The 22,134-nt window shown below is 71.1% G+C and carries 15 protein-coding genes; 14 read left to right on the top strand and 1 reads right to left on the bottom strand.

Annotated features, from left to right (window positions below):
- The first annotated feature begins 74 nt into the window (after window positions 1–74).
- Window positions 75–2,039 carry a TIGR03960 family B12-binding radical SAM protein gene (locus tag IGS69_RS11095; RefSeq protein WP_190898668.1) on the top strand — a complete coding sequence of 655 codons (1,965 nt, stop codon included), beginning with the start codon at window positions 75–77 and terminating at the stop codon, window positions 2,037–2,039.
- Between the two features lie 188 nt (window positions 2,040–2,227).
- Here IGS69_RS11095 and IGS69_RS11090 read toward each other — a convergent pair whose 3' ends face one another.
- Window positions 2,228–2,917 (bottom strand): GAF and ANTAR domain-containing protein, encoded by a 690-nt coding sequence (locus IGS69_RS11090; protein ID WP_190898666.1) that lies wholly within the window; start codon window positions 2,915–2,917, stop codon window positions 2,228–2,230.
- A 185-nt stretch (window positions 2,918–3,102) separates the two neighbouring features.
- Here IGS69_RS11090 and IGS69_RS11085 point away from each other — a divergent pair, with 185 nt between their 5' ends.
- The 13 genes from IGS69_RS11085 (at window position 3,103) to IGS69_RS11025 (ending at window position 22,023) form a co-directional block, all read left to right on the top strand.
- Window positions 3,103–3,600, top strand: a complete 498-nt coding sequence (locus tag IGS69_RS11085) for a DUF2975 domain-containing protein (RefSeq protein WP_190898664.1) — start codon at window positions 3,103–3,105, stop codon at window positions 3,598–3,600.
- Complete coding sequence (locus tag IGS69_RS11080) at window positions 3,600–3,830, top strand: helix-turn-helix domain-containing protein (protein WP_190898662.1); 231 nt, start codon at window positions 3,600–3,602, stop codon at window positions 3,828–3,830. The genes IGS69_RS11085 and IGS69_RS11080 overlap by 1 nt, the downstream gene beginning before the upstream one ends.
- Window positions 3,831–3,997: 167 nt before the next feature.
- Window positions 3,998–5,203, top strand: coding sequence for a hypothetical protein (locus IGS69_RS11075; RefSeq protein WP_190898660.1), 1,206 nt, complete (start codon window positions 3,998–4,000; stop codon window positions 5,201–5,203).
- Between the two features lie 48 nt (window positions 5,204–5,251).
- Entirely contained in the window at window positions 5,252–6,034 is a 783-nt protein-coding gene (locus tag IGS69_RS11070; RefSeq protein WP_031104801.1) for a TIGR03936 family radical SAM-associated protein, read from the top strand.
- Between the two features lie 260 nt (window positions 6,035–6,294).
- On the top strand, window positions 6,295–10,509 hold the full coding sequence (locus IGS69_RS11065; protein WP_190898658.1) for an Rne/Rng family ribonuclease: 4,215 nt from the start codon (window positions 6,295–6,297) through the stop codon (window positions 10,507–10,509).
- A 231-nt stretch (window positions 10,510–10,740) separates the two neighbouring features.
- On the top strand, window positions 10,741–11,061 hold the full coding sequence (gene rplU, locus IGS69_RS11060; protein WP_030836278.1) for a 50S ribosomal protein L21: 321 nt from the start codon (window positions 10,741–10,743) through the stop codon (window positions 11,059–11,061).
- Between the two features lie 14 nt (window positions 11,062–11,075).
- Entirely contained in the window at window positions 11,076–11,330 is a 255-nt protein-coding gene (rpmA, locus tag IGS69_RS11055) for a 50S ribosomal protein L27 (RefSeq protein ID WP_031107501.1), read from the top strand.
- Between the two features lie 123 nt (window positions 11,331–11,453).
- Complete coding sequence (gene obgE / locus IGS69_RS11050; protein ID WP_190898657.1) at window positions 11,454–12,890, top strand: GTPase ObgE; 1,437 nt, start codon at window positions 11,454–11,456, stop codon at window positions 12,888–12,890.
- Between the two features lie 144 nt (window positions 12,891–13,034).
- A complete protein-coding gene (locus IGS69_RS11045) occupies window positions 13,035–14,522 on the top strand; it encodes an FG-GAP-like repeat-containing protein (RefSeq protein WP_190898655.1) in 1,488 nt (495 codons plus the stop codon).
- A gap of 179 nt (window positions 14,523–14,701) precedes the next feature.
- The gene (locus IGS69_RS11040; RefSeq protein WP_190898653.1) at window positions 14,702–16,252 is read left to right on the top strand and encodes an alkaline phosphatase D family protein; all 1,551 of its coding nucleotides are present in this window, start codon (window positions 14,702–14,704) and stop codon (window positions 16,250–16,252) included.
- Between the two features lie 570 nt (window positions 16,253–16,822).
- Window positions 16,823–18,319, top strand: a complete 1,497-nt coding sequence (locus IGS69_RS11035) for a bifunctional cytidylyltransferase/SDR family oxidoreductase (protein ID WP_190898651.1) — start codon at window positions 16,823–16,825, stop codon at window positions 18,317–18,319.
- Window positions 18,320–18,495: 176 nt separating this feature from the next.
- A complete protein-coding gene (locus IGS69_RS11030) occupies window positions 18,496–20,616 on the top strand; it encodes a CDP-glycerol glycerophosphotransferase family protein (protein ID WP_232543479.1) in 2,121 nt (706 codons plus the stop codon).
- 201 nt (window positions 20,617–20,817) lie between these two features.
- Complete coding sequence (locus IGS69_RS11025) at window positions 20,818–22,023, top strand: glycosyltransferase family 2 protein (protein WP_269783163.1); 1,206 nt, start codon at window positions 20,818–20,820, stop codon at window positions 22,021–22,023.
- The last annotated feature ends 111 nt before the right edge of the window (window positions 22,024–22,134 follow it).

Genomic DNA, 22,134 nt, shown 5'->3' with positions numbered 1-22,134 from the left:
GGAGGTACCCCGCGACCGCGTTAGTCTGGATGGTCACCCCTGTCAGTTCAGTCCAGCTCACGAAGGTGCGCGACATGCCTGCCGAAGTCGCTGCGTCGGTCTTCCCGCAGCTCGAAGCTCTGCTCCCGCATGTGCAGAAGCCGATCCAGTACGTCGGCGGAGAGCTCAACTCCACGGTCAAGGACTGGGACTCCTGTGACGTCCGCTGGGCGCTCATGTACCCGGACGCCTACGAGGTCGGTCTGCCCAACCAGGGCGTCATGATCCTCTACGAGGTGCTCAACGAGCAGCAGGGCGTCCTCGCCGAACGCACCTACAGCGTGTGGCCGGACCTCGAGGAGCTCATGCGGGAGCACCACGTCCCGCAGTTCACGGTGGACAGCCACCGGCCGGTCAAGGCCTTCGACGTGTTCGGCCTGTCCTTCTCCACGGAGCTGGGCTACACGAACATGCTCGCCGCGCTCGACCTGGCCGGCATCCCGCTGGAGTCCAAGGACCGCGGTCTCGACGACCCGATCGTCCTGGCCGGCGGCCACGCGGCGTTCAACCCCGAGCCGATCGCCGACTTCATCGACTGCGCCGTGATCGGCGACGGCGAGCAGGCCGTCCTGGAGATCACCGCGATCGTCCGCGCCTGGAAGGCCGAGGGCCGCCCCGGCGGCCGCGAGGAGCTCCTCTTCCGCCTGGCCAGGACGGGCGGGGTGTACGTCCCGGGCTTCTACGACGTCGAGTACCTGCCGGACGGCCGTATCGCCCGTGTCGTGCCGAAGCGCAGCGGGGTGCCGTGGCGGGTCTCCAAGCACACCGTCATGGACCTCGACGAGTGGCCGTACCCCAAGCAGCCGCTGGTCCCGCTGGCCGAGACGGTCCACGAGCGCATGTCGGTGGAGATCTTCCGCGGCTGCACCCGCGGCTGCCGCTTCTGCCAGGCCGGCATGATCACGCGCCCGGTGCGCGAGCGCTCCATCACGGGCATCGGCGACATGGTCGAGCAGGGCCTGAAGGCGACCGGCTTCGAGGAGGTCGGCCTGCTGTCCCTGTCCTCCGCCGACCACACGGAGATCGGCGACATCGCCAAGGGCCTCGCCGACCGCTACGAGGACGACAAGATCGGCCTCTCGCTCCCCTCGACCCGCGTGGACGCCTTCAACATCGACCTGGCCAACGAGCTCACCAGGAACGGCCGCCGCTCCGGCCTGACCTTCGCCCCCGAGGGCGGCTCGGAGCGCATCCGCAAGGTCATCAACAAGATGGTCTCGGAAGAGGACCTGATCCGCACGGTCTCGACGGCGTACGGCAACGGCTGGCGCCAGGTGAAGCTGTACTTCATGTGCGGCCTGCCGACCGAGACCGACGACGACGTCCTGCAGATCGCCGACATGGCGACCAAGGTCATCGCCAAGGGCCGCGAGGTCTCCCGCTCCAACGACATCCGCTGCACGGTCTCGATCGGCGGGTTCGTCCCCAAGCCGCACACGCCCTTCCAGTGGGCCCCGCAGCTCTCCGCCGAGGAGACGGACGCCCGTCTGCAGAAGCTGCGGGACAAGATCCGCGGCGACAAGAAGTACGGCCGCTCCATCGGCTTCCGCTACCACGACGGCAAGCCCGGCATCGTCGAGGGCCTCCTCTCCCGCGGCGACCGCCGCATCGGCGCGGTCATCCGCGCGGTCTACGACGACGGCGGCCGCTTCGACGGCTGGCGCGAGCACTTCTCGTACGACCGCTGGATGGCCTGCGCGGACAAGGCCCTCGCCCCGTTCGGCGTCGACGTCGACTGGTACACCACCCGCGAGCGCACCTACGAGGAAGTTCTCCCGTGGGACCACCTCGACTCCGGCCTGGACAAGGACTGGCTCTGGGAGGACTGGCAGGACTCCCTCGACGAGACCGAGGTCGAGGACTGCCGCTGGACGCCGTGCTTCGACTGCGGGGTGTGCCCGCAGATGGATACGGCCATACAAATCGGCCCGACCGGGAAGAAGCTGCTGCCTCTGACGGTGAAGAACGCGGCACCGGCGCCGAGCGGGCATGCGCACTGAGGTGTGTGACGCGCTCGTCGTCGTCTGACCGAGGCATTCCGGCGGCCACTGCCCCCCTCCTACCCGGAGGGGGTAGGTGAGAGGTGCCCTCTCCGGGGGACCCGCTCAGCACGCCGGGTTGGTGGCGCTCCCCTGGGGGGCCGGCTCGGTCAGGTTCCCCCAGTTCAGAATGTGTGCTGGGGGAGCCGTCACGTCAGGCGGCCCTCCTTGCAGACCCGCCTGGCGACCTCGCGGAGTTTGATGTTCTTCTCCTGCGAGTAGCGGCGCAGCACGTCGAAGGCCTGCTGCTCGGTGAGGTGGTGGCTGCCCATGAGGATGCCCATGGCCTCTCCGATGACGTGGCGTGTGGACATGGCCTGTTCCATCTGGGCGTGGCTGCGGGCGCTGGAGAAGGCCACGGCCGCGTGCGAGGCCAGCAGCCAGCCGGCGGTCTCGCTGTCGTCCGTGAAGGACCCCGAGCTGTGCGAGTAGAGGTTGAGCGCGCCGAGATCTTCGTCGTCGGTGTAGAGCAGGAAGCCCATCATGCTGCCCACGCCCAGCTTGCGGGCCTGCACGGCGTAGGAGGGCCAGCGTGGCTGCTCGGCGGTGAAGTCGGCGATGCGGAACACGCGTTCCCCGATGCTGGGGCGGGCCGCGTCGAAGCAGGGGCCCTCCGCGAGGTGCTCCTGGAGCTGGTCGCTCTCGACGACCAGGTCGTGAGTGGGGGCGAGCGTCTCCACGCGCTTGCCGTGCAGGAGCAGGATGCCGGCCGCGTCGCACCCCGCCACGTGCTGCGTGGCCGCTCCGGTGATGTGCTCGAGCGTGGAGCCTACGGAGTCCTGGGCCAGCAGGTCGCGCGCCATGGAGGCCATCTCCCGTGCGAACACGCGCCAGTCCATTCCCGTCCTCCTCGGTCCGAGTGCCGGGCATGCATGTCTCCTGCCACGGTGTCACGTGTCGCGCGCCTGTGGGCAGCTGCTCACCGTGTTCGGGGCGTGGAAGGCGGGGCAGGAGTGGGCTGACTCCTTGCGGCATCTATCGAGTTTCGATAGATTTCCATCGTGGCTCGATCGAGGGAGCGGTGATGGGGAAGCTGGCCGTGGGGGCGTTGCGCGGGGTGCTCGTGGTGTTGCTCGCGGGGTCGCTGTTCGTGCAGGCGGTGATGGTGCCGCTGCTGGCCGTCGACATGAACGGGCTCAGGCCCGAGTACGCGTATCTGCGCACCCCGATCCTTGTGATCACGGTCCTGGGTATCGTGACGGCCCAGGTCGTCGTGGTCTGTGTGTGGCGGCTGGTGACGATGGTGCGTCGCGGGACGGTGTTCTCCAGCGCCGCCTTCCGCTACGTGCACATCGTGATCGGCGCGTTCGTGGCGGCCGCCCTGCTGGTCTTCGCGCTCGCGGTCGTGCTCGCGCCGGGCGAGGCCGTCGCTCCCGGGGTGGTCCTTCTGCTGTGCGGGGTCGTGATGGCCGTGCTGGGCGTCGCGCTGGTCGTGCTGGTGCTGCGGATGCTGCTCGCGCAGGCCGTCGCGCGCGACATCGAGGCGGCCCGCATGCAGGCCGAGCTGGAAGAGGTCATCTGATGCCGATCGCCGTCGACATCGACGTGATGCTGGCCAAACGCAAGATGTCCGTGGGCGAACTGGCGGAACGCGTCGGCATCACCCCCGCCAACCTGGCCGTCCTCAAGAACGGCCGCGCCAAGGCGGTCCGCTTCTCCACTCTCGCCGCGCTGTGCGAGGTGCTGGAGTGCCAGCCGGGGGATCTCCTGCGTTGGGAGACGGACGGGGCGGCGGACCCCACCATGCTCTGAGGGAGACCCCCGGTATCCGTTTCGAGGAGTCACCCCGGCTGCTGCGGGCGCGGATCACTCGCGCGTGAGCCGTATGATCTTGCGGCCGAGTGGAGGAATCGCGGGAGACCGGGGCGGGGTTGTGCGGGGCTGGATCCGGACGGGCCCCTGAGGGCGTCTACGACGGTATGGATCTGGAGAAGCATCCCCGCGAGGGCTTTGAGGCGCGGGTCGATCCGCGCGAACGGCCGGCCGAGCCGCAGGTCCGGCGCGAGCCGGAGGCGGTCGAGGGCTGTCTCGCCGTCGCGATCCGGATTCCCGTGCGGATCATCGTGCTCGTCCTCGTCGTGCCCGTGCGGATGCTGTGGGACGCCCTCGTCGTCACCGGCCGGTTCCTGAACGACGCCCTGCTGCGGCCACTCGGCCGGGCGCTGCTGTGGCTCGGACGGGCGGTGTTCGTCTGGCCGTTCGTGGGGCTGTGGCGGTACGTCGTCGTCCCGGTGGCCAAGGCCCTCGGATGGCTCGGGAACGTCCTTCTCGTGGTGCCCCTGGTCTGGCTGTACCGCTGCGTCCTGACCCCGGTGGGGCACGCGCTCGCCTGGGCCGGCCGGGGCGTCGGGGCGGCCGCGGCCTGGCTCGCGAGGGGCGTCGGAGCCGCGCTCGGCTGGGTGTACGCCCGGCTGCTCACGCCTGTCGGGCACGCGGTGGCCTGGGTCCTGAAGGGGCTCGGCGCCGGGCTCGCCGCGCTCGGCTTCGGGGTCTGGACGGTTGTCGCCTGGCTTGCCCGGTACATGGTCGTCGTACCGGCTGTCTGGCTGTACACCTGGGTCCTCGCGCCCGTCGGCCGCGCCGTCGGCTGGTGCGGCAAGGGGCTCGTGTGGCTGGTGCGCATGATCGTCACCGGCATCGGCATGGTCCTCTACTGGATCGCCCGCATCCTTCTCGTCCTGCCCGCGCTCGCCCTCTGGCGCTGGATCCTCACGCCGGCCGGACGCGTCCTCGCCGTCATCGGCCGGGAGGTGTGGGACGCGCTGGGCCACGCCTGGCGCATCGCCGGGCACATCTCGCTCGCCGTCGGGCGCTTCCTCGGCACCCTCCTGCGGTGGACCTTCGTCGAACCGGTGCGGTGGGTGTACCGCAGCGTGCTGACACCCGTCGGGCACGTCGTGCGGGACACCCTCCTGCGGCCCGCCGCCGAGGCCGCCCGCAGCGTGGGACGGGCCACCCGGCAGGCGCTCGCCGCCGCCCGGGAGTCCGTACGTCAGGCCCGCGCCGACTTCCGGAGGATGCTCTTCGGCGAGCCGCGGCAGCCACAGCCGGTCGGCCGGAGGGAACCATCGGGGCCCGAGGCACGTACTCTTGGTAGCAGTACGACCGCTCTCACGAAGGACTGAACGACACTGGGCAAGCGACAGCCCGAAGGCCCGCCGCCCGCACCCGCGGTGCAGCGCATCCGACTGCGCTACACCAAGCGCGGCCGCCTCCGGTTCACCAGCCACCGTGACTTCCAGCGCGCCTTCGAGCGTGCGTTGCGCCGTGCCGAGGTGCCGATGGCCTACTCGGCAGGCTTCACACCGCACCCGAAGGTGTCGTACGCCAATGCCGCACCCACCGGCACGGGCAGTGAGGCGGAGTACCTGGAGATCGCGCTCACCGCACCGCGCGACCCGGAGCAGCTCAGGGCCCTCCTCGACGAGTCGCTGCCCACCGGGCTCGACATCACCGAGGCGGTCGAGGCCCGCACCTCGGGACTCGCCGACCGGCTGACGGCCTCCGTCTGGGAGCTGCGGCTGGACGGAGTGCCGGTCGAGGAGGCCCGCCGGGCGGCGGACGCCTTCAACGCGGCCGAGACCGTCGAGGTCCAGCGCCTCGCCAAGAACGGCGTCCGTACGTTCGACGCCCGTTCCGCGGTCGCGAGCCTGGAGGTCCGCGGTCCGGAGGAAACGCACAGTTCGCAGGCTGATAGGCCGACCGACCAGCCCTGTGCGATACTGCGGCTGGTTGTTCGGCACGTGACGCCTGCCGTACGACCCGACGACGTCCTGTCCGGTCTCCGCGCCGTGGCCGACCTGGCGCCGCCGGTCCCCGCTGCGGTGACCAGGCTGGCGCAGGGGCTGTTCGATGAAGAGACCGGCACGGTGACCGACCCGCTCGCGCCCGACCGCGAGGCAGTCGAGGCCCACTCAACGGCCGAACCGACTGCCGCCGCGACGGCGTCGGCGTAAGGAAGGTCCCGCGTAGGGACGGACGTCGTAGCGCCGCCCTCGGACTCGGGAGCCACCTGGGTCGGGCAGCGCACCGACCAGAAGACTTTCGCCAGGCCGTGCGCATTCGGCGTACGGAACCGGCGAGACAGGACACAGAGAGCTCCCGTGCGGCGCCCGCGCCCCGGACGGCGGCGAACGCGCACAGCGCGCGCCGCGGACGTCACCGGCATCGCCGGACCAGGCGCGGCGCCCGGGAGCCTGACGGGAGATAAGCCCGCATGCTCGAACCGACCGAACCCACAGAGGGTTCCGAACAGAACACTCCAAGCGACACCCTGCCGCCCCGTCGGCGGCGGCGTGCCGCGTCCCGCCCGGCGGGACCGCCCACCGGTGCCACCTCCGACGCGCCGGTGGAGACCGTCGCGCCGGCCATACCGGCCGCCGAGGCCGAGGATCTCGCGGCCGATGTCGTGGAGACCGACGAGGTCCAGGAAGCCACTGCCGAGGCCGACAAGGCTGCCGAGCCCGTCGTGAGCGATGAGGCTGCCGCGCCCGCCCCGCCCAAGCGGCGTCGCGCCGTGCGCCGTGCCTCCGCGCCTGCCGGCGCTCCGGAGGCGGCCGAGGCCGCCGAGACCGTGGTCACGGCGACCGCCCCCGTCTCCGAGGCGGCCGAGGCCGTCACCCCCGCAGCTGAGCCGGCCGAGGCCGTCACTCCCGCCGCGTCCGCCGAGGGGAGCGAGGACGCCGCTCCCAAGCGCACCCGGCGTCGCGCCACCCGCACCGTGACCTCGCCCGTCACCGCACCGGCGGAGACCGCCGAGACCGTCACCGCTCCGGCGGAGACGGCCGAGACTGCCGCCGCTCCGGCGGAGGCGGCCGAGACCGTGGCCGACGGCGCCGCCGAAGGTGCCGAGGCCGCTGAAGAGGCTGCTCCGCGTCGGACTCGCCGGCGTGCCTCGCGGCGGGCGTCCGCGCCCGCCGGGGCGCCTTCCGCCGCGGACGCGGTGGAAGGCAACGCCGAGGAGGCGAAGGCACCTGTGACCGAGAACCCCGCCGCCGAGCCCGCCCGCGCGTCCGAGGCGACCGCCTCCGAGACCGCTGCCGCCGAGCCCGACCGCGCCGCCGACGTCCCCGCCGAGACCGCGGCCGACGAAACCGCCGAGACGGCCGAAGAGGCCGGACCGCGGCGCCGTCGCCGCGTGGTGCGCCGGGCCGCCAGTGGCTTCGCCGAGCCCGCCCAGCCCGCCAAGGGCGCGAGGGCCTCGAAGGCCGCCGCCCGGGCGACCGGGGATGCGGCCGAGAGCGAGAGCGAGCCGGCGTCGCGTCCGAGGCGGCCCGCCGTCGCGTTGTTCCAGGCGCCCGTCTTCACCGAGCCCCAGTTCCAGACCCCGGAGCGGGCCGCTGCCGCGGCCGCCGCCGAGGCTGCCGGGGCAGTCGAGCCGCAGGAGGCCGAGGAGTCCGCGCCGGCCGAGGCCCAGCGCGAGGAGCAGACCGGCGGCTCGCGCCGTCGGCGCCGTCGCCGGGGCGCCGGTGACGAGCCCGAGACCCAGGCCCCCGAGACCGCCGCCGCCGACACGTCCGCCGACGAGGCGGAGGAGGCCGACGAGTCCGCCGAGGACCAGGCCGACGGCGACGACCAGGACGAGTCCGAGGGCAGCGGCTCGCGCCGCCGCCGTCGCCGGGGCGGTCGCCGCCGCCGGCGTGGCGAGTCCGCCGACTCCGACGGCGAGGGCGGCGACGCCTCGGACGCCGAGTCCGAGCAGACCGCCGACGGGCAGGACACCGAGGACTCCGCCGACGAGGACGACGAGGACTCCGACGACGCCACCGACCGCGACGAGTCCGGCGGGGGCGGCTCCAGCAGCAGCCGCCGGCGCCGTCGCCGCCGTCGTCGTGCCGGTGACTCCGGCACCGAGTCCGAGTCCTCCGACGACGACCCCGAGCGCACGGTCGTCAAGGTCCGCGAGCCCCGCCCCAAGGCCGAGCCGTCCGACGAGGTGCAGTCCATCAAGGGCTCGACCCGTCTGGAGGCCAAGAAGCAGCGCCGTCGCGAAGGCCGCGAGCAGGGCCGCAGGCGCGTGCCGATCATCACCGAGGCCGAGTTCCTGGCCCGCCGCGAGGCCGTCGAGCGTGTCATGGTCGTCCGCCAGCACGGCGACCGCACGCAGATCGGCGTCCTCGAGGACGACGTGCTCGTCGAGCACTACGTCAACAAGGAGCAGGCGACCTCGTACGTCGGCAACGTCTACCTCGGCAAGGTGCAGAACGTGCTGCCGTCGATGGAGGCCGCCTTCATCGACATCGGCAAGGGCCGCAACGCCGTCCTGTACGCCGGTGAGGTCAACTTCGAGGCGCTCGGCATGGCCCACGGGCCGCGCCGTATCGAGTCCGCCCTGAAGTCCGGCCAGTCCGTGCTCGTCCAGGTGACGAAGGACCCGATCGGTCACAAGGGCGCCCGTCTGACCAGCCAGGTCTCCCTCCCGGGCCGCTACCTCGTGTACGTGCCCGAGGGCTCCATGACCGGCATCAGCCGCAAGCTGCCCGACACCGAGCGGGCCCGGCTGAAGACCATCCTCAAGAAGATCGTCCCCGAGGACGCGGGCGTCATCGTGCGCACCGCCGCCGAGGGCGCGAGCGAGGACGAGCTGCGCAGGGATGTCGAGCGGCTGCAGCAGCAGTGGGAGGACATCCAGAAGAAGGCCAAGAGCGGCAACGCTCCGACGCTGCTGTACGGAGAGCCGGACATGACCGTCCGGGTCGTGCGCGACATCTTCAACGAGGACTTCTCCAAGGTCGTCGTCAGCGGCGACGAGGCCTGGTCGACCATCCACGGGTACGTCTCGCACGTCGCGCCGGACCTCGCCGAGCGGCTGCAGAAGTGGACCTCCGAGGTCGACGTCTTCGCCACGTACCGGATCGACGAGCAGCTCGCCAAGGCCCTCGACCGCAAGGTGTGGCTGCCCAGCGGCGGTTCGCTGGTGATCGACCGGACCGAGGCGATGGTCGTCGTCGACGTCAACACCGGCAAGTTCACCGGCCAGGGCGGCAACCTCGAGGAGACCGTCACCAGGAACAACCTGGAGGCGGCCGAGGAGATCGTCCGCCAGCTGCGGCTGCGCGACCTCGGCGGCATCATCGTCATCGACTTCATCGACATGGTGCTGGAGTCCAACCGGGACCTGGTGCTGCGGCGCCTGCTGGAGTGCCTGGGCCGGGACCGTACGAAGCACCAGGTCGCGGAAGTGACCTCGCTGGGGCTCGTGCAGATGACCCGCAAGCGGGTCGGGCAGGGGCTGCTGGAGTCCTTCTCCGAGACCTGCGTCCACTGCAACGGACGCGGTGTCATCGTGCACATGGAGCAGCCGACGGCCCTCGGGGGCGGCGGCAAGCGCAAGAAGCGCGCGCGGGCCGGCGCCGCCGAGCTGCCGCATGTGCACGAGGCGGCCGTCGAGACCGCCGAGCAGGAGGCCGAGACCGAGGCCGAGGTCGTGGCCGAGGCCGCCGAGCCCCTCGCGCTGCCCGCGCCGTCCTTCGAGCCCGACGAGGAGCTGTACAGCAGCGCCGCCGAGGCGGAGGCAGCGGCCGGCCGCGGGCGGTCGCGTCGCCGGGCGAGCCGGCGGGCGTCGGCTCCGGCGGGCGCTCCGCGCGGTGAGGTCGCCGAGCAGGGCCGGGACAAGGCCCGGCGCGGCAGGGGCCGGGCCGAGCAGGCCGAGGCCGAGGCGCCGACGGCTCAGGACGTGACCGCCGAGCAGGAGGTCGCCCGTCCGGTGCAGCCGGAGCCGGCCGCCGAGGCGCAGGCCGAGCCCGTGGCCGTGGAGGACCCGGTGGTCGAGGCCGCGCAGGCCGCGCAGTCGGCTCCGGTCGAGGAGGCCGCGCCCAAGGGCCGCACCCGGCGCCGGGCCACCCGCAAGGTGTCCGCTCCGGCCGGTTCCCCGGCGGGGGCCGAGGCGACCGTGGTGACGGTCGCCGAGACCGCGCCCGCCGAGCCGGCGGAGCAGGCCGAGGCCGCCGAGCCGGTCGCCGAGCCGGTCGCCGAGGCGCCCGCGGAGAGCGCCGCCCCGGCCCGTCCGCGCCGCCGCGCCGTGCGCAAGCCCACGGTGTCCACGGCGTCCGAGGAGACGGCCGTCGTGGTCGTCCCGTCGGCCGCGTCCGAGGAGGCTCCGGAGGAGTCCGCGTCCGAGAGGGCTCCGGAGGCGTCCGCGGAGGCCGCGCAGGTGCCCGCGTCGGACGGTGCCGTCACCGAGGAGGCCGCCGCTGAGCCGGCGCCCGCCAAGAAGACGGCCCGCAAGACGGCCAAGAAGGCCACGGCGAAGAAGGCCGCCACCACCAAGAAGACGGCGGCGAAGAAGACCGCCGCCAAGAAGACGACGGCCAAGAAGGCGGCGAAGACCACCAAGACGGCCGCCAAGAAGACCGCGTCGAAGAAGACCGTGGCGGCGGAGCAGTCGGCCTCGTCCGGGTCCTCCGTCTCGGCCTCCACCGACGAGGGCTGAGATCCACTGCGCCTGTGCGATCGAGGTGACCGGTCGCACAGGTGGCGGGCCCGGCTCGGTTTGACCCCTTCGGTCGCGGCCCCGTAACCTTGACCGTCGGCGTGTCGACTGACCCGCCTACATCCCCGTAAACCTCATCCTCCGGGCGCCGGGCGCCAGGAGAGGCTGCTCGCTGAGTCGGGCGGCTGGCCTGCGGGGGTGCCGTTTCCCGAGCGAGAGAGTGAGTTCCGCGTGTACGCCATCGTGCGCAGCGGTGGTCGCCAGCACAAGGTTGCTGTCGGCGACATCGTTGAGGTTGACAAGATTTCCACTGCCAAGGTTGGCGACTCGGTCGAGCTCTCGACCCTGCTCGTTGTCGACGGCGACGCCGTGACCAGCGACCCGTGGGTGCTGGCCGGCATCAAGGTCCAGGCCGAGGTCGTGGACCACCACAAGGGCCAGAAGATCGACATTCTGCGCTACAAGAACAAGACCGGTTACCGCCGTCGCCAGGGCCACCGCCAGCAGTACACGGCGATCAAGGTCACTGAGATCCCCACGGCTGCGAAGTAAGGGACTGAGGAGAAATGGCACACAAGAAGGGCGCATCGTCCACCCGGAACGGTCGCGACTCCAATGCCCAGCGGCTCGGCGTGAAGCGCTTCGGCGGTCAGGTCGTCAACGCGGGTGAGATCCTGGTCCGTCAGCGTGGCACCCACTTCCACCCGGGCTCCGGCGTCGGCCGTGGCGGCGACGACACGCTGTTCGCCCTCGAGGCCGGTTCGGTGCAGTTCGGCACCCACCGTGGCCGCAAGGTCGTGAACATCGTTCCGGTCGCCTGATCGGAAGCTTTCGCGAGGCGGACCTCACTTCCCTCACGGGAAGCGGGTCCGCCTTTCGCGTGTTACGCAGAGAGCAATCCCGTACAACCCGTACACATACGTACGCACCTGGAGGCACACACCATGACCACCTTCGTGGACCGCGTCGAGCTGCACGTCGCCGCGGGTAACGGAGGCCACGGCTGTGCCTCCGTCCACCGTGAGAAATTCAAGCCCCTCGGCGGGCCGGACGGCGGCAACGGCGGGCGCGGCGGGGACGTGATCCTCACCGTCGACCAGTCGATCACCACGCTGCTCGACTACCACCACTCCCCGCACCGCAAGGCCACCAACGGCAAGCCCGGCGAGGGCGGCAACCGCTCGGGCAAGGACGGTCAGGACCTGGTCCTGCCGGTGCCGGACGGCACGGTCGTGCTGGACAAGGCGGGCAACGTCCTCGCCGACCTGGTCGGGCACGGCACCTCGTACGTCGCCGCGCAGGGCGGCCGGGGCGGGCTCGGCAACGCGGCGCTGGCCTCCGCCCGGCGCAAGGCGCCCGGGTTCGCGCTGCTCGGCGAGCCGGGAGACCTGCGGGACGTCGTCCTGGAGCTGAAGACGGTCGCCGACGTGGCCCTCGTCGGGTACCCGAGCGCGGGGAAGTCGTCGCTGATCTCGGTGCTGAGCGCCGCCAAGCCGAAGATCGCCGACTACCCCTTCACCACGCTCGTGCCCAACCTCGGTGTCGTTACGGCCGGTTCGACGGTGTACACCATCGCCGACGTGCCCGGGCTGATCCCCGGGGCCAGCCAGGGCAAGGGCCTGGGGCTCGAGTTCCTGCGGCACGTGGAGCGGTGCAGTGTGCTCGTGCACGTCCTCGACACCGCGACGCTGGAGTCCGAGCGTGACCCGGTCTCCGACCTCGACATCATCGAGGAGGAGCTGCGGCAGTACGGCGGGCTGGACAAGCGGCCGCGCATCGTCGTCCTGAACAAGATCGACGTACCGGACGGCAAGGATCTGGCCGAGATGGTGCGACCCGACCTGGAGGCGCGCGGCTACCGCGTGTTCGAGGTCTCGGCCGTGGCGCACATGGGTCTGAAGGAGCTGTCCTTCGCGCTCGCCGAGCTCGTGGCGCAGTCGCGGGCCGCGAAGCCGAAGGAAGAGGCGACCCGGATCGTGATCCGGCCCAAGGCCGTGGACGACACCGGCTTCACCGTGACGCAGGAGGCCGACGGCCTGTTCCGGGTGCGGGGCGAGAAGCCCGAGCGCTGGGTGCGGCAGACCGACTTCAACAACGACGAGGCCGTCGGATACCTCGCCGACCGGCTCAACCGGCTCGGTGTCGAGCAGGAGCTGTTGAAGGCGGGCGCCCGGGGCGGCGACGGCGTCGCCATCGGCCCCGAGGACAACGCGGTCGTCTTCGACTGGGAGCCGTCCATGACGGCCGGCGCCGAGATGCTCGGCCGGCGCGGCGAGGACCACCGCCTCGAGGGGGAGCGGCCGGCTGCGCAGCGCCGCAAGGACCGGCAGGCCGAGCGGGACGAGGCACAGCAGGAGTTCGACGACTTCGAGCCGTTCTGAGTCAACAAACAGCACATACGCAACGGACTTGGGTGCAACCAAGTCGTTCTCCGGTGAGTCGTACAGGGTGGCGCCGGTGGGGATCTTGTTCCCCGCGGCGCCGTAACTTCCCAGCGGATCAACGGAGTTGACGTGCCTCAGTCCATGAGCAAGCGCAGGGCCGGCCGAGCGGTCGCCGCGGCGATCGCCGTCGTCGCGGCCGTGACCACCCCGGTGGCCGCCGCGCACGCGGTCCCGGCCGCGCCGGCCGCGCCGTCCGTGGCGGACAAGCTCCAGGACGACTTCAACGGCGACGGCTACCAGGACCTGGCCGTCGCCGCCCCGCGCGGAAAGGTCGGCGGTCAGGCCCAGGCCGGGTACGTGGCTGTCGTGTACGGCTCGTCCAAGGGCCTCGACCTCACCCACAAGCAGGTCCTCAGCCAGAACACCCCGGGCATACCGGGTGCCGCGGAGACCAACGACGACTACGGCGACGGTCTCGCCGCCGGTGACCTGGACGGCGACGGCTACGCCGATCTGGTCGTGGGCGCCCCGGGCGAGAGCGTCGGAGAGGTCAGGGCGGCCGGCACGCTCGCCGTGCTGTGGGGCGGGAAGCAGGGCCTGTCCGGCGGCACGGCCGTGGCCACCGGCACCGAGGAGGACCCGGTCGACCCCGAGACCCCGGCGCTCGGCGACTTCGACGGCGACGGCCATCCGGACCTCGCCACCGGAAACCGCCTGCTGTCCGGGCCGTTCGACCGCACCACGGGTGCCGCGAAGAGCCGGACCCTGGCCATCGAGCCCGCGTACGTCACGGACGACGTGGCGGCCGGGGACGTCGACCACGACGGCATCACGGACCTGGTCGCGCTCATCCACGACGTCAGCGACGACGACATGCACGACCCCGACTACCGGCACCGGCGCGCGGTCTTTCTGCGGGGCACCCCCGACGGGCTGAGCGCCCCCGCCCCGGTGAACAACCCCGACGGCACGCGCATGCGCGGCGGCGAGAGCCTCGGCGTCGGCGACGTGGACAAGGACGGGTACGCCGACCTCGTCATCGGCCGCCCGAACGACGGCTTCGGCGAAGTCGACCTCGACGATCCGCTGTTGAAGGGCGGCCAGATCGGCGTGGTGCACGGCTCGGCCGAGGGCCCCGACACCTCCCGTACGACGATCCTCACGCAGGACACCCCGGGTGTGCCCGGGAGCTCGGAGTGGTCCGACGGTTTCGGCGGGGGCATCTCCGTCGGTGACGTCAACGCCGACGGCTACGCGGACGTGTCCACCGGCAGCGCGAGCGAGGACCTCGGGGAGGTCTACGCGGCCGGCCAGGTCACCGTCCTGCGCGGCGGCAGGAAGGGGCTCACCGGGGACGGGGCCTACAGCGTCAGCCAGAACACCAGGAACGTCCCGGGCACCGCGGAGCCGAACGACTTCTTCGGCGCCGACACCAGCCTGCTCGACGTCAACGGCGACGGCCGGGCCGAGCTGTTCGCCGGCGCGACCGGTGAGAACCGGGACGGCGGAGTCTGGGCGTTCCCCAACCCGGTGAACACTCCCACCGCCACCGGCTCGGTCAGCTTCGGCGCGGGCACCCTCGGCACGGACAAGAGCGGCTCCTCCCTCGGCAGGGGTTTCGCGCGCTGACCCGTCACTGATCACCTGTCAGACTCGCCCCGGCAACGGCTTGTTCCGATGCTGGCGGCGAGTCTCTCTTTGTCTGCTTAGTTGTCATGTACGTGAACCCCGGCGTTCAGCGGGCGGACCGCCCGCGAGCGTGAAGCTTCCCCGTGTCCATGTGGCCAGCGAGGTAAGGGAGTCAGCCGATGACCGGAGCAGTATCCCCCGACCGACGCCGCTTTCTCGGTGCGGGCGCCGCGGTGCTCGGCGCCGCGGCCTCCGCCCAGCTGTGGCTCCCGGCCGCCGCCCGAGCGGCCGAGACACCGTTGCCCGACGGTGTGTTCAGCCTCGGCGTCGCCTCGGGCGACCCGCTGCCGGACGGCATCGTGCTGTGGACCAGACTGGCCCCGGACCCGCTGAACGGCGGCGGCATGCCCGACCGGATGGTGCCGGTGGAGTGGCAGCTCGCCGAGGACCCCCGATTCAGAAAGCTCGTCCGCGGGGGCATCGCGCAGGCCCGGCCCGAGTACGGGCACAGCGTTCACGTGGACGTACGCGGGCTGCGCGCGGACCGTAGCTACTGGTACCGCTTCCGCACCAGCGGGCAGCTCTCGCCCGTCGGCCGCACCCGTACCGCGCCCCACCCCCACAGCTCCGGTGGCTCCCTGCGCATGGCCCTCGCCTCCTGCCAGAACTGGCAGCACGGCTATTTCACGCCATACGCAGACATGCTGGATCAGGACCCGGACGTCGTGGTGTTCGTCGGCGACTACATCTACGAGTCCATGCCCTCGGCGACGGGCGTACGGCGGCACGAGGGCACCGGTGAGCCGTTCAGCCTCGTCCAGTACCGCAACCGGTACGCGCAGTACCGGACCGACCCGGACCTCGCGGCGATGCACGGACACGCGCCCTTCGTGGTGTCCTTCGACGACCACGAGGTGGACAACGACTTCGCCGGCGAGATCCCGCAGGACCCGGACAAACAGCCGCACGACGCGTTCGTGGCCCGGCTGACCGCGGCCTACCAGGCCTTCTACGAACACATGCCGGTCCGTGCCACCGCCGTCCCGGACGGCCCGCACATCCGGATGTACCGCCGCCTGGAGTTCGGCCGCCTGGCCCGGCTCAACGTCCTGGACACCCGCCAGTACCGCAGCGACCAGGCCACCAGCCAGGCCGGCGCCCAGGACCCGTCGCTGACCATGCTGGGCGCCCGGCAGAAGCGGTGGCTGCTGAACGGGCTGCAGGAGTCGCCCGCCCGCTGGAACCTCATCGCCTCCCAGATCATGATGGCCGAGACGGACCTCAAGGTCGGCGAGGGCAAGCTCTGGTTCTACGACGCCTGGGACGGCTACCAGGCCGAACGCAACGCGTTCATGGAGGAGTTCCGGCAGGTCCGCAACCCGGTGGTGCTCTCGGGCGACCGGCACCTGACGATGATCAGCGACCTCAAGGAGGACTACGCCGACCCGGACTCCGGGGTCGTCGGCGCCGAGTTCGTCGGCACCTCCATCTCCAGCAACGGCGACCAGGACCAGGCCGCCTTCCACCGGGAGTGGGACCCGCGGCGCCCGGACAACCCGCACTGGAAGCTGCTCGACGCCCACCGCGGCTACCACCTCTTCGACGTCCGCCGTGACGGCATCGACGCCCAGGTGAGGGTGGTCGACACCGTGCGGCAGCCGGCCTCGACGCCGAGCACGCTGGCGAGGCTGCGGGTCGAGGCGGGCCGCCCGGGCGTCGAGGTCGTCTGACCGGCCCGCGGGGCGCGTGAGCCCGGGACTCCTCGGAGTCCCGGGCTCTTCGCCGTACGGGACGTGCGAGAGGTGTGAGAAGTCCGACCCGGTCTCGCGGTGTATTGCTCTCGCCGAGACCGAAATGCTGCGCAATCGCAACCGGGAATTCCGCCGCAATGGGCCGCCACAAGCGCCGTATTCGCGGTCGGCCCGCATGAAGAACGCGTCCCGCCGCGCGCCCCGGGAAGGGGCGATCCGCCCACAGCGGCCCCCGTGACCGCCCCGGCGGGCGGCGGCCGTGGTGCACGGGGCGCCGTCAAAGCGCGTACCGTGCACAGGACATCGTCCCAGGGAGCCCGTGAGGGCCCTCGGTCACCGCCGCCCCGCGGGGCTCCGCTGTCGCAGAGCTTCTGTGCAGTTACTCACAGCGCATTTCGCGGGGTTCACGCAACCGTCTCGCAATCAGCGGCGTCGCCAGGTGAATGAGAGGTGGCGCGCACATATGCGGTGAAGGTCGCTCACCTTGCATCGCGGTAACCACAAGTGGGACCATTTCCGAGTTCCCTGTCGCCCCAAGGTAGGTCACCTGTGTCCCAGCACATAGCCAAGCCCCGTACCACCGCAGTGATCCTGGCCGGTGGCACCGGTCAGCGCGTGGGTCTGTCGATCCCCAAGCAGCTGCTGAAGATCGCCGGCAAGGCAGTCATCGAGCACACGCTGACCACCTTCGAGAACACGGACTCGATCGACGACATCATCGTGCTGATGGCGCCCGGGTACGTGCCCGACATCGAAAAGATCGTCGCGAAGGCCGGCTTCCAGAAGGTCTCGAAGGTCATCGAGGGCGGCTCCACGCGGAACGAGACCACCGAGCGCGCCATCGCCGCGCTGGGCGAGGGCCTCGCCGAGGGCGAGGACGCCAACGTCCTCTTCCACGACGCCGTGCGCCCCCTGCTCTCGCAGCGCGTCATCGACGACTGCGTCGTCGCGCTGGAGCGCTACCAGGCCGTCGACGTGGCCATCCCGTCCGCCGACACCATCATCGTCACGCGCACGCACGGCGAGGACGGCGAGTTCATCACCGAGATCCCGGACCGCTCCCGGCTGCGCCGCGGCCAGACGCCGCAGGCCTTCAAGCTGTCCACGATCAAGCGGGCCTACGAGGTCGCCGCCGGTGACCCCAACTTCCAGGCCACCGACGACTGCTCCGTCGTGCTCAAGTACCTGCCGGACGTGCCGATCCACGTCGTCGCGGGTGACGAGTACAACATGAAGGTCACCCAGCCCGTCGACGTCTTCATCGCCGACAAGCTCTTCCAGCTGGCCTCCACGGCCGCGCCCGAGCAGGTCTCCGAGGAGGCCTACCGCGAGCTGCTGACCGGCAAGACCATGGTCGTCTTCGGCGGCAGCTACGGCATCGGCAAGGACATCGCCGAGCTCGCCGAGTCCTACGGCGCCAAGGTCTACGCCCTCGGCCGCTCCACCACCGGCACCCACGTGGAGAACCCGGAGGAGGTCGACGACGCCCTGTCCAAGGCGTACGCCGAGACCGGCCGCATCGACTACGTGGTCAACACCGCCGGCGTGCTGCGCATAGGCAAGCTCGCCGAGACCGACAACGCCACCATCGAGGAGGCGCTGAAGGTCAACTACCTGGCCCCGGTGCAGATCGCCCGGTCCTCGTACAAGTACCTGTCCGAGACCAAGGGCCAGCTGCTGCTCTACACCTCCAGCAGCTACACCCGGGGCCGCGCCGAGTACAGCCTCTACTCCTCCACCAAGGCCGCCATGGTGAACCTCACCCAGGCCCTGTCCGACGAGTGGGCCGGCGACGGCGTCCGCGTCAACTGCATCAACCCCGAGCGCACCGCCACCCCCATGCGCACCAAGGCCTTCGGCCAGGAGCCCGCAGGTTCCCTGCTGTCCTCCGAGGCCGTCGCCCGCACCTCCCTCGACGTGCTGCTCTCCGAGCTCACCGGCCACGTGATCGACGTCCGCCAGCAGGACCCGACGGCCGGCGCGGCCCGGGCCTCCGGCTTCGAGCAGGCGCTGGCCACGGTGCTGGACCGGCAGGACGGCGTGTAATAATTGGCGCCAAATAGACTCCGGTAATTCAGGCCTCTGCGCTCTCCTGTTAACGGCTTTTGTCGTTGACCGGAGTGTTCGCAGGGGCCTGAATCCATACAGTCTCGCGAATATTCACAGACCAGCCGCATTCTAGAACCAAGACCGGCACACCCCTCCCAAGAGCAGGTTTCTCCGTGATATCCACCGCTATTCGCGTCGCCCGGGTGGGCAGCGCGGCCGAGCTGGCCGCGGCGATCCTCATGGTGGCGGGCTTCCCCGCCCTCATGCTGGCCGCGCTCGTCCCGAGCGTTCCCGCCTTCGCGGCAGCGGCCGCCGTGACGTACCTGGCGGACCACTATCTGCACCGCAAGGGCAGCTATCTGATCAACCGCCTCGGCAAGGTGCGGGCCGGCCTGTCGATCCGCTTCCTGATCAGGCAGCTGCTGCTCGTCCTGCTGCTGGCCCGGCTGTCCCTCGCGGACAATCTGATCTACTACGGGGCGATCGCCTGCTTCATCGCCTTCTACGGCCTCCAGGCCCCGCACGGCGCGCTGGTCCAGCTGATCCGCAACCGCCGCCGCATGCCGGTCGCCACCCGCAATGTCGACCTGGCCTCGCGCATCCGCATCCCGGACGCCCCGCCGCGGGGGCTGCTGCACCGCTCCGCCGAGAAGATGCTCCACCTCGACCTCGTGGCGGTCGTCGGCATCCTGGTCGCCGCGCAGGCCAAGTCGGCCCTGATCGGCTTCATCGGCATCGGCATCACCGTGGCCCTGGCCACCCTGTACGTCCTCGCGCTCGTGCCGTACGTGCGCGGCCGGAAGATCCCGCCGAACGCCGAGAAGGTCCTGGCCGCCGTCGACGACTGGCTGGCCGATTACAAGCCGGAGACGGTCCTGTACTTCTCGGGTTCCAAGGACTCCGCCTACCAGGTCAACATGTGGCTCGACACCATGGAGAAGCTGGAGTCCAAGCCGCTGATCATCCTGCGCGAGCGGGCCATCCTGAACAATCTGGCGCCCACCACGGTCCCCGTCATCTGCGTGCCCGGAGGGGTGCACCTGATGAACCTGGACCTCTCCACAGTGCGCGTCGCGCTCTACGCGGCCAACGTCGGCAAGAACATCCACCTGCTGCGCGTGCCCACCATCAAGCACGTCTTCATCGGCCACGGCGACAGCGACAAGCTCGCCAGCGTCAACCCGTACAGCAAGGTCTACGACGAGGTGTGGACGGCCGGCCGCGCGGGCCGCGACCGCTACGCCATCGCCGACGTCGGTGTCCGCGATGACGACATCGTCGAGGTCGGCCGCCCGCAGCTCGCCCCGATCCAGACCTGGCAGGGCGTGCCCGAGGGCCGCATTCCCACGGTTCTGTACGCCCCCACCTGGGAGGGCTGGGACGGCAACCCGGGCAACACCTCGGTCGTGCTGGCCGGCGAGAACATCGTGAAGCAGCTGGTGCAGGCCGACCCGCCGGTCCGCGTCCTGTACAAGCCGCACCCGTTCACCGGCAACGTCAGCAAGGAGGCCGGCGCCGCACACCAGCGGATCACCGCCCTGGTGCAGAAGGCCGCCGCCGAGCGCGCCATCAACACGCGCTTCATCGCCGACACCGCCGCCCAGGCGCAGGCCAAGGCCGAGCTGGAGCGGATCGAGGCGCGGCTCGCGCAGCTGTCCGGCTCCGGCGGCGACCGCGGCGACGAGGCCGTGGCCTCCCGTGACGGGCTGGTCGACACCGCCCGGCACGAGGAGACCGCCCGGCTGCGCGCCGAGTGGAACGACGCCTACTGGCGTTCCTTCCCGTCCTGGGAGCACCGCGTCATCACCGGCGCCGAGCCGCGGCTGTACGACTGCTTCAACGTCTCCGACGCGATGATCTCGGACATCTCCAGCGTGGTCTCCGACTTCATCGCGAGCGGCAAGCCGTACGCGGTCACGGACTCGGCCGAGGTGGGCGTCGAGGAGTTCAAGCGGAACAACACGGCGGTGCGTGCCGCGGTGATCCTGTCCAACAGCGCGGCCGAGCTGGGCGAGCTGCTCGGCGCGGTCCGCGCCCCGGACGCCGACGCGCTGGCCGAGGACCGCAAGGAACTCAAGCGGTACCTGCTGGGCCCGGACGAGCCGACGTCCCTCGAGCAGTTCAACACCGCGGTCGCGAACCTCGCGCTCAAGGCCGAGACCCGCAACGTCGGCCAGCAGTCACGGGACGCGGCCGCCCTCGCGGAGGCCGAGGCGGAAGCCCAGCTGGCCGACGCCGTGCCCGGGCAGCGGATGCCCGCCGCCGGTGACACGAACGGAGTCGGCACGGGCTGAATTGCCCCCGCGTGACGAAAGGGTTCGGCCCCGAGGAGAACTCCTCGGGGCCGAACCCTTTCGTGCCCCGTTTCCTGTTCGTTCACTTTGTGACCTGAGCCACTCACACGTGTGTGTGAGGCAACCGCTTGTCTCGATCACCCGTCTATCAAGTAGCGAATGAGGCGATACGGGGGAATATCCCATTGACTAGGGGGAAACGTGACCGCGCAGCCTGATGTGAGTGTGATCATCGGGGCGTACGAAGCGATGCCGTATCTGATCGAGTGCCTCTCGTCCGTCGAGGCACAGACCATCGATCCGACGCGCGTCGAGGTCATCGCGGTGGACGACGGTTCGACGGACGGGACGGGGGAGTATCTGGAGGAGTTCGCCGAGCGGGCTCCCATGCAGGTGCTGGTGATCCGGCAGGAGAACTCCGGCGGCCCCAGCGGCCCGCGCAACGTGGGCCTGGTCAAGGCCACCGGGCGCTACGTGTTCTTCCTCGACGCGGACGACCGGCTGGGCCCCGAGGCCCTGGAGCGGATGGTCGCCATGGCCGACCGGGCCGGCACGGACGTGGTGCTCGGCAAGGTCGAGGGCGTCAACCGCTCGGCACCGAAGTCCATGTGGGGCAGGACGGTGGAGCGGACGGACGTCTTCTCCTCCAACATCAAGTTCACGCTCAGCGCGCAGAAGCTGTTCCGCCGCGCGCTGCTCGACCGGCACGGCATGCGCTTCGACGAGTCGCTGTTCACCGGCGAGGACGCGCTGTTCACCATGGAGGCGTATCTGAGGGCGGACGGCGTCTCCGTGGTCGCCGACCACACCTGCTACTACCTGGTCGGCCGCGACGACGGCAAGCACGTGACCAAGAGCGGCAGTTACACGCTGCGCTTCGACTCCGCGCGGGCCCTGATGGAGCTCATCGCCGAGCTCGTCCCCGCGGGCGGCCGGCGCGACCAGCTGATGATGCGGCCGTTCCTCGTGACGCTGCTGCCGCAGTTCGGGCCCACGTACCTGACGGACAGCGAGGAGATCCGCCGGCACAAGTTCGAGCTCGCCAAGCCGCTGATGGACACCTACTGGACCGAGGGCGTCGCCCAGCGCCTCAAGGTCCACGAGCGGCTGCGGCTGCACCTGGTCGCCGAGCAGCGTCCCGAACTGCTGCCGGACGTCGTGAGGTTCGTCAAGGCCAAGAAGCAGGCGGCGGCCCTCCTGGAGCGGAAGGGCCGCCGTGTGTACCTGGTCTACCCGCACTTCCGGGACCGCGCCGCGGGCGTCCCCGACGCGGTCTACCTCGCGGAGCCCCGGGAGGCCCGGGCCTTCCCGGGCTACCGCGAGGGCGGTGTCGACACGCTCATGCGCCGGGCCGTGCGCAAGGCACGGCGGGTGCTGACGTCCCGCGAGGTGCGGCACGCGGCGTGAACCGCGCGTGCCGCCGCTGGATGGGGTGCGGTGGGGGCGTCGGTCGGGGTGGCGCTCAACGGGGTGCGCTCGGGGCCTCGATCGCGGTGGCGCTCAACGCGGTGCGGTCGG

The sequence above is a fragment of the Streptomyces tuirus genome, assembly GCF_014701095.1.
Taxonomy (GTDB): domain Bacteria; phylum Actinomycetota; class Actinomycetes; order Streptomycetales; family Streptomycetaceae; genus Streptomyces; species Streptomyces tuirus.
This window is presented reverse-complemented; position numbering and strand designations above follow the sequence as displayed.